Annotated in this window: 1 rRNA gene; it reads left to right on the forward strand. The window is 51.8% G+C overall.

Annotated features, from left to right (window positions below):
• Positions 1–2: 2 nt before the first annotated feature.
• Positions 3–1,372: ribosomal RNA gene (locus tag QT994_RS27640) — 23S ribosomal RNA — on the forward strand; the annotation flags it as partial.

The raw sequence follows: 1,372 nt of genomic DNA on the forward strand, positions 1-1,372 counted from the left end.
AAGCGTGAGGTAAGAGCATTTGGTGGATGCCTTGGCATGTACAGGCGATGAAGGACGTGGCACGCTGCGATAAGCGTGGGGGAGCTGTGAGCAAGCTTTGATCCCGCGATTTCCGAATGGGGAAACCCACCTATCCCGATTATCTCGCCCGTGAGCAATCACGGGCTGGGTAATTGGGCAAAGGTATTGCGAGACTGAATACATAGGTTTCGTGAAGCGAACCCGGAGAACTGAAACATCTCAGTACCCGGAGGAAAAGACATCAACCGAGATTCCGTTAGTAGTGGCGAGCGAACGCGGACCAGGCCAGTGCCTGGTGTTTAATTAGCAGAACATTCTGGAAAGTTTGGCCATAGCGGGTGACAGCCCCGTATGCGAAAATGAAACATCAGGACTCGAGTAGGGCGGGACACGTGAAATCCTGTCTGAACATGGGGGGACCACCCTCCAAGCCTAAATACTCGTACATGACCGATAGCGAACAAGTACCGTGAGGGAAAGGTGAAAAGCACCCCGATGAGGGGAGTGAAACAGTACCTGAAACCGAATGCTTACAATCAGTTGGAGGGTCCTTGAGGCCTGACAGCGTACCTCTTGTATAATGGGTCAGTGACTTAATCTATCAAGCAAGCTTAAGCCGTTAGGTGTAGGCGCAGCGAAAGCGAGTCTGAATAGGGCGACTGAGTTTGATGGATTAGACCCGAAACCCGGCGATCTAGGCATGACCAGGCTGAAGGTGCGGTAACACGCACTGGAGGGCCGAACCGTTCAATGTTGAAAAATTGTCGGATGAGTTGTGTTTAGGGGTGAAAGGCCAATCAAGCCGGGAAATAGCTGGTTCTCCGCGAAAACTATTTAGGTAGTGCGTCGGATGTTTACCTGTGGGGGTAGAGCACTGGATGGGCTAGGGGGTCGCGAGATCTACCAAACCTAACCAAACTCCGAATACCACAGAGTTAGTCCGGCAGACAGACGGCGGGTGCTAAGGTCCGTCGTCAAAAGGGAAACAGCCCTAACCTACAGCTAAGGTCCCCAAATCGTATCTAAGTGGGAAAGCATGTGGGATTTCCAAAACAACCAGGAGGTTGGCTTAGAAGCAGCCATCCTTTAAAGAAAGCGTAACAGCTCACTGGTCTAAATAAGAGATCCTGCGGCGAAAATGTAACGGGGCTCAAGATACGTACCGAAGCTTAGGGTTTGGATCTTTTGATCCAAGCGGTAGCGGAGCGTTCCGTAGGCCGATGAAGCGGGAGGGTAACCGACCGTGGAGGTATCGGAAGTGCGAATGCTGACATGAGTAGCGATAAAGAGGGTGAGATGCCCTCTCGCCGAAATCCCAAGGGTTCCTGCTTAAAGCTAATCTGAGCAGGGT

It is taken from the genome of Microcoleus sp. S13_B4, assembly GCF_036700885.1.
Lineage (GTDB): Bacteria > Cyanobacteriota > Cyanobacteriia > Cyanobacteriales > Microcoleaceae > Microcoleus.